This window comes from Chryseobacterium sp. YR221 (genome assembly GCF_900176315.1).
GTDB lineage: Bacteria > Bacteroidota > Bacteroidia > Flavobacteriales > Weeksellaceae > Chryseobacterium > Chryseobacterium rhizosphaerae.
The window spans coordinates 1-8,783 of sequence record NZ_FWXM01000013.1 but is presented as its reverse complement, the minus strand read 5'-3'; the positions used below and the strand labels follow the sequence as shown (position 1 = coordinate 8,783).

Below are 8,783 nucleotides of genomic sequence, written 5' to 3'. Positions count from 1 at the left end.
GGAGACCTTGTGCGTTGGCTTCCTGATGGGAATATAGAATACATTGGAAGAAATGACTTCCAGGTGAAGATCCGGGGTTACAGAATAGAGCTTGGAGAGATCGAAAACCGATTGTCTCAGCATCCTGAAGTAAAACAGTCTGTGGTATTGGCCAAAGAGAACAATGCGGGGATGAAATACCTTGCCGGATATTATGTATCAGCCGGAGAGCTGGATCATGAACACCTTACTGAGTATTTATCCTCCTCTTTACCGGAATATATGGTACCGAGTGTCTTTGTTCATCTCACCTCTTTACCATTGACCATCAATGGTAAGCTAGACAGAAAACAGCTTCCTGAACCTGACTTCAGTGGAGACAGAGAATATACCGGACCTGAAAATAAACAACAAGAAAACTTGTGTAAGATTTATGGAGAAATCTTAGGCGTCGCTTCTGAACATATCGGTATCCATGATGATTTCTTCCGATTAGGAGGAAACAGTATCATGGCGATCAAACTGATCAGTAAGATCAAACAAGAGATGGATATTCAGGTGAATGTGGCCATGGTATTCAGCCATAAAACAGTCGCATCATTGTCTCATATACTCAACGGAGAAAACAATCAGGCGGAAGAGATTGTCATCAACCCTGTAATAGTATCATCACCTGAAGAACAGCGTTTGTCTTTTGCACAGGAAAGACTTTGGTTTATAGAAACTTATGAAGGAGGAAGCAATGCATACAATATTCCGATGATCTTCATGTTGGGTGAAAATGTTCAAATGGAACTTCTTCAGCAATCTTTTGAAACACTGACTCAACGCCATGAAGTGTTGAGAAGCCTCATTCGTACAACAAAGGACGGAGAAGGATATCAGGTTATAACCGGGCAGGAACTTCCTATCTATACTGGAAAAGTAGACTCCAGAAAAGAGCTTGATGAAGCGATTAACCATGCAGCAAACAAAGTTTTCCATCTGGAAGAAGAGCTCCCGATGAGCATTAATATTTTCCATCTGGAGAACCGCAATTATCTGTCTGTCGTGATTCATCATATTGCTTTTGACGGATGGTCTACCGATATTTTTATTAGAGAATTATGCAGCATTTATCAGTCTCTTTCTGAAGGAAAAAATCCTGATTTACCGGAATTAAAAATACAATACAAAGACTTTGCATTATGGCAGAGAGATTATCTTACAGGGGAAAGACTCGATCAACAAATCGTTTACTGGAAAAATAAACTTGATGGCTTCCAAACACTGGATCTTCCTCTGGATCTTAAAAGACCTGCCCATATTTCTTATGCAGGAGCAACACAATACTTTGACTTGCCCACAGATCTTGTATCAGAACTGAGAAATCTTTCAAAAGATCTCGGAGTGAGTTTATACAGTATGATGTTAAGTGGCTATTATCTGATGCTATCTGCCTATTCCGGGCAGGATGATATTGTCGTGGGAAGCCCTGTTGCGAATCGTCATCATGTGGGACTCGAAAATATCATAGGGTTCTTTGTCAATACGCTGGCTTTAAGAGAGAAAATTGATTCAGAACAAAAGGTAAAAGATTTTATTCTTCAGGTATCTGAATCCGTAACGGAAGCACAGTCTCATCAGGACCTTCCATTTGAGAAGCTGGTGGAAGAACTTGGTGTAGAACAGGATATGTCCCGACACCCTGTTTTTCAGGTAATGTTTGGGCTTCAAAGCTTTGATGGCGGAACTTCTTTTAAAAATAATGAAGCTGTGCTTCAACCTTTTGATGGAAATATAGACTATCAATCAGCAAAGTTTGACCTGACCATGATGATTGATGACCATGGGGATGTGATCCGGGGAATCTTCAATTATGCAGTGTCCCTTTTCAGCAATGAGACGATTATGCGTATGATGGATTCCTATTTGTTTTTCCTGAAGCAGCTTGTTAACATTGGAAATAGAACAGAAAACAATTCCATAAAGAATCTGACCCTTATAACAAAAGAAGACCATCAAAAAATAACAGGAGAATGGAATACGGCTGGGCTTGCATATCCTGAAGAAAAGACAATTCATCAGTTATTTGAAGATCAGGTAGAAAAAACACCTGAACAAATAGCTGTAGTATATCAGAATAATAAGCTTTCTTATCGTGAACTGAATCAGAAAGCGAACCAACTGGCCCATTATCTTATTGAAAATTATAAGCTTACATCAGATGATCTTATTCCTCTTTGTTTAGAGCGTTCGGAAGATATGCTGATTGCAGTTTTAGCTGTACTAAAGACCGGAGCAGCTTATGTACCTATGGACCCTGCTTACCCAGCAGACAGGATAAAACATATTCTTGATGATACCGGAGCAAAAATAGTTCTTACTCAGGAAAGGACTCTAGAAAAAGTAAGAAGATTAGACCATGTAACCGGAATATCTATTGATGAAGCAACATTCAGAACCTTTATCGGTAAAATAGATCCTAAAAATCCGGTGACGACAACTCAGCCTAACCATCTTGCCTATGTTATCTACACCAGTGGAACCACCGGAATGCCTAAAGGAGTAATGATAGAGCATAGAAATGTGGTGAATGTGGTGAATCAGGTAAGAGATGCATACGGATTCAGTGAAGGAGAGAAAATAACGGCTTATACGTCCTATGTTTTTGACGTATCTGTATCAGAATTTTTCAATACTTTATTGTTTGGAAATGAGTTGCATTTGCTTGATGAGGTTACTAAAAAGGATGCAGATTCAATAAGCAGGTATCTCTTGGATCATCAGATAGCTTATGCTTATTTACCTCCGGTAATGCTATCCGTACTTCCAAAAATAAAGTGTCCGAACCTAAAAGGATTACTCTATGCGGGAGAACCGTGCGATTATGAAACCGGAAAATACTGGTCTGAACAGACCCTCCTTTACAATCTTTATGGACCTACCGAAGCTACAATTTATGCTACTTATAAACAGGTATATCATGGAGATGTACATTTGATTGGACGTCCTGTAGGGAATGCGTCGGCTTATGTGCTGGATAATCTTTATCGCCCGGTTCCTGTAGGAGCTATAGGTGAACTGTATATTGGTGGAGACGGCATTGCCCGCGGATATCTGAACAGACCTGACCTGACTGCTGAGCGATTCATTTCGAATCCTTTCCAAACGGAAGTACAGAAAAGCAGAGGAAAAAATAATATAATATACAAAACCGGAGACCTTGTTCGATATCTTTCCAATGGTGATCTGGAATATCTTGGCCGTAATGACTTCCAGGTAAAAATCCGCGGGTACAGAATTGAGCTGGGAGAAATAGAAACCGCATTACTGGGCTATCCGGGGATTCGCCAGGCTGTTGTACTGGCTAAAGAAAATACTGCCGGCATGAAGTACCTTGCCGGATATTATGTATCTGATGCTCCTATAGAATCTTCCGTGCTTTCGGAATTCTTAGCAGAATCATTGCCTGAATATATGGTTCCTAATGCTTATGTATACCTTGAGTATCTTCCGTTAACAATTAACGGAAAACTCGACAGAAGACAGCTTCCTGAACCAGAATTTACAGCAAGTATGGAATACGCAGCACCAGAGAATGAGCTGCAGGAAAAACTTTGCCATATTTATGGAGAGATACTGGGAATAAATGCGGATACGATTGGCATTCATGATGATTTCTTCAAATTGGGTGGTAACAGTATCATGGCGATCAAGCTCATCAGTAAAATCAGGAATCAGCTGGATTTCCAGATTCAGGTGGCTTCCGTATTCAGCCATAAAACCATTGCATCTTTGAGCTCAGTGCTGGAATCAGACTCCACAGTCAATGAGCAGCTAATTATTGTACCGATTGTATTTTCTTCACCTGAAGAGCAACGTCTGTCGTTTGCTCAGGAAAGACTATGGTTTATAGAAGCTTTTGAAGGAGGAAGTAGTGCCTATAATATTCCGATGGCTTTCAGCCTGGGAGAAAAAATAAGATTGGATTTTCTTCAAAAGTCTATAGAAGCGGTGGTAATGCGCCATGAAGTGCTTCGTTCGGTGATTCGAACTACTGAGAAGGGAATGGGTTACCAGGTGGTTACAGATCTTATTCCTGAGTTTACAATTACAGAAGCAGAGACAAGGGAAGAATTGGAGGAGAATATAAACAGATCGGCCAACAAGATTTTCCGTTTGGAGCAAGAACTCCCTGTGGATATTAATGTTTTCAAGTTGAAAGAGCATTATTACCTGTCTGTAGTTGTTCATCATATTGCTTTTGACGGCTGGTCAATAGATGTATTTTTAAAGGAAATACAGGCAGTTTATGAAGCTCTTGTAGCCGGTAAGGATTCTCTACTACCTAATTTAAAGATTCAGTACAAAGACTTTGCGCTATGGCAGCGTAACTACCTTACTGGAGATGTACTGGAAAAACAGATCGATTACTGGAAAAAGACTCTTGACAGTTTTGAATCTCTCAATCTGCCTTTAGATCATAAAAGACCTTCCTATATTTCTTATGAAGGGGCAAGTATGTACTTTAATCTTTCTTCTGAGACGGGTTCTGGTCTGAGAAAACTTTCCAAAGATTTGGGGGTAAGTCTGAATAGTGTCATGCTAGGTGGATATTACCTGATGCTTTCTGCGTATTCAGGACAGAACGATATTGTATTGGGAAGTCCAATCGCCAACCGTCACCATGCAGGTCTCGAGGACATGATCGGATTCTTTGTCAATACACTTGCTTTGAGAGAGACTATTGATCCTGAACAAAGCCTTAAAGACTTTATCCTTCAGGTTTCAAGATCGGTTACAGAAGCCCAGTCTCATCAGGATCTTCCGTTTGAGAAGCTGGTGGAGGAATTGGGTGTAGAACAGGATACCTCCAGACATCCTGTCTTTCAGGTGATGTTTGGACTTCAGAGTTTCGGAAGAAATTCTGATGATCACGAAACTTTATTTTCCCCTTTTGAGGGAGAAATTGATTATCAGGCCGCGAAGTTTGATTTGACCACCATGATAGATGATGGGGAAGAAAACATCCGCGGAATGTTTAACTATGCTGTATCTCTTTTCAATGGAGATACCATTATAAAATTAAAAGATACTTATGTGTTGCTTCTGGAGCAATTGGCCCAGATGAGTGATGCAGAAGCTAAAAATACCAGAATCAATGATCTTCATCTTCTGGAAGAGGGCGATTATAAAAAGATGACCGAGGATTGGAATAATACCGTTTCTGATTATTCATCTGAAAAAACCATTCATAGGCTGTTTGAAGATCAGGTTGCAAAGACCCCAGATCAGATTGCTGTAGTCTATCAGGATATTAAATTGTCCTACAAAGACCTGAATGAGAAAGCAAATCGTTTGGCCAACTATCTTATCCAAACTTACAATCTTCAGCCTGACGATATTATTCCTTTATGTTTAGATCGTTCTGAGAACATGTTGATTGCAATGCTAGGAGTTCTGAAGTCGGGGGCAGCTTATGTCCCGATGGATCCTTCTTATCCTGCAGACAGAATAAAACACATTCTTCAGGATACTGAGGCAAAACTTGTCTTAGGTCAGGAAAGTACAGCCGAAAAGCTGGAAGATGTGGGGGTAGATTGTATCGCTTTAGATGAGGTAAACATTAAAGCACAGCTTGAACTCACAGACTCAAATAATCCTGTTACCCAGGTGAATTCAGATAATCTGGCCTATGTCATCTACACCAGTGGTACAACAGGACTTCCTAAAGGAGTAATGATTGAACATAAAGGTGTTTCCAATCTGATCAAGCAGTTTGCTAAAGATCTGGATCTTATTTCTGATGGAACGGCTTCCAAAAACTGTCTATGGTATGCTAATTACGTCTTTGATGCCCATGTTGCGGAACTTTATCCTGTCATTACTCATGGTCACAGTATTTATTTGCTAGATAAAGAAAGACAGACTGATATTGCCGCATTACAACAATATATAGCAGTAAATACCATCAGTGTTGCCACTATACCACCGGTTCTACTGACTAAAGACTATATTTTACCTTTAGAAAAACTTATGGTGGCCGGAGACATAACAAATCCACAGCTCATGGCTCTTTATCAGGCTGAAGGAGTGGATGTTATTAATGCTTACGGACCTACGGAAGGGACAGTTTGTGCAACGCTGCATTATTACAAGGAAGATGGTAATCCGTTGAATATCGGAGGTCCGATTGGTAATATGACGACTTATGTGCTGGATAACCATATGCGGGCAGTTCCGGTTGGAGCTGTAGGTGAGCTTTATATAGGAGGAGCCGGAATTGCAAGAGGTTACTTAAACCGTCCGGATTTAACTGAGGAACGTTTCCTTGAAAACCCATTCCAGACATTATCCCAAAAAGGAAGGGGAGAAAACAGCCGTTTATACAAAACGGGAGACTTAGTACGCTGGCTGGCTAATGGCGAGCTGGAATATGTAGGTCGAAATGACTTCCAGGTGAAGATCAGGGGGTATAGAATTGAATTAGGAGAGATTGAGAATACCCTGCTTCATTACCCTGGTATCCGTCAGACCGCAGTATTAGCTAAAGAAAACAAAGCGGGGATGAAATACCTTGCAGGCTATTATGTATCCGATGTTGAGGTTGATTCCAACCTTCTTTCTGAACATCTTTCAGAGAGCTTACCGGAATATATGGTACCGGGTGCTTTTGTACATTTAACAGCCTTGCCATTAACGATCAATGGAAAGCTGGACAGAAGACAACTTCCTGAACCTGAGTTTACGGGCAGCAAAGATTATATTGCTCCCCAAACTGATCTTCAGGCTAAACTATGCCAGATCTATGGTGATGTTTTGGGTCTTGATGCTACAGGGATCAGTATCGAAGATGATTTCTTCCGCTTAGGAGGAGACAGTATTATCAGTATCCAGCTGGTAGGAAGAATCAGACAACAATTAAATATCAGGCTGACGGTTAGAGAAGTATTCACTACCCGGACTATTGTTTCTTTGTCTTTACTTATCGAAGAGAAAAGTCAAAATGAAGCAATCCATATTTTGGCAGAACAAGGTATATTAGAAGGGGGAGTTTCCTTACTTCCTGTTCAGGATTGGTTTTTCAGTCAGAAAGAAGCGGGCTATTTGGTAGATTTCAATCACTGGAATCAGGCCTTCTTACTTTATGTACCTGTTCTAAAGAAGGAGCTTCTGGAAGAATCAGTGAAGTACCTGATCGAAAGACATGATGCACTTAGACTTCAATATCGTAGAGAAGATGGAAAGTCCATTCAGCAATATGGAAAACCAGAAATCCCTTCAGTCCATTATCTGGATGCTTCCGGATTAAATCCAGAAGAGCTTTCTCATGTATTTACAGAGTGGCAGTCCGGCTTTGATATTGAAAACGGACCATTGTATCAGATCGGTTATATCAGTGGTTATGCAGATGGCAGTGCAAGGATTTACTTTGCCCTTCACCATTTGATTATTGATGCCGTAAGCTGGAGAATTATTACCGAAGACTTAAAAAATATTTACCAGTCTCTTGAAAAAGGAGATACAGAATATATTACGGGTCATATAAAAGGAACGAGCTACAGACAATGGGTGGAAGCTGTACGAAGCTATAAAACAGAAAATCCGGAATCCCGGGCTCAGGAACTTTTATTCTGGAATACAACAGCGGATCATGTAGAAGAAAATAACAAAGGGCTGGATCAGTTCATGCTTAAAGATCAACACTACAGTGAGCTGCAATTATCCAAAGAGATTACTCAAACATTGATTAGAGGAACCAATCATGCATATCATACCCAGATCAATGATTTATTGCTTTCCGCTTTATCCGTTACTCTTTCAGAATTAAGTGGGAAAGATATTCATCCTGTTTTATTGGAAAGTCATGGTCGTGAAGAAATATCAGGTAATCTTGATATTACGGAGACCGTAGGTTGGTTTACCACGATGTATCCATTGCTTTTGAGGAGAGGAAAGAATCTAAGAGATACTATTGTTTCCACCAAAGAGTCTTTGAGAATCATACCGAACAACGGAATAGGGTATGGCAGCTTGATAGGCTATACAGAACGTGAATTACCTAAGGTCAGCTTTAATTATCTGGGGCAGTTGGATCAGGAACTTGGTGAGAAAAACTGGACTATTGTTGCCGAAGATAGTGGATTGAGTGTTGGAAAAAGAAATAAAGATAATAATCAGATCAGCATCAATGGAGCTGTTGTTGACGGACAGCTTAAATTTGGTGTTGCAGGCTACCTGAGTGAAGAAGAGATTAATCACTTTTCAGAACGATTGAAAGCCAATATAGAGACTATTGTAGATCAGCTTTCAAAGGAAAGTAAAAGCATACTGACTCCATCAGATATAGACTATATTGTAGAACAGGAACAGCTATTTGGTATTCAGGAGAAAAGGGAAATTGAAGGGGTTTATTTAGCGAACAGCTTACAGGAAGGCTTTGTGTACCATGCGTTGAACCAGGGAGATAAAGATGATGCCTACAGGGTACAGTTGATCTGGGACTACCATAGTAAAATTAATGAAGAGAAGTTAAAAGATTCCTGGAAACGTACCCAGGCCGCTTATCCGTCGTTGAGACTTCGTTTTGACTGGAATGGTGAGATCGTACAGGTTATTGATAAAGAAGGCGAGGTAGACTGGCGTTACCAGGATATCAGTGGAATGAGCAAAGAGGCTCAGGAAACCCTGATCGGAGAAATCACACAGAAGGATCGCTTTGAGGTGTATGACCTTACCCAGGGAAGTCTTTTCAGGGTGTATCTATTCAAAAGAGGAGATAGCCACTACAGCTGTTTATTCAGCAACCACCATGCGATTCT

Annotated in this window: 1 protein-coding gene; it reads left to right on the top strand. The window is 40.4% G+C overall.

The genetic code is table 11. The features are described 5' to 3' along the window. Positions 1 to 8,783, top strand: an 8,783-nt coding sequence (locus B8967_RS22235) for a non-ribosomal peptide synthetase (protein ID WP_143330572.1), incomplete at both ends; no start/stop codon positions are given.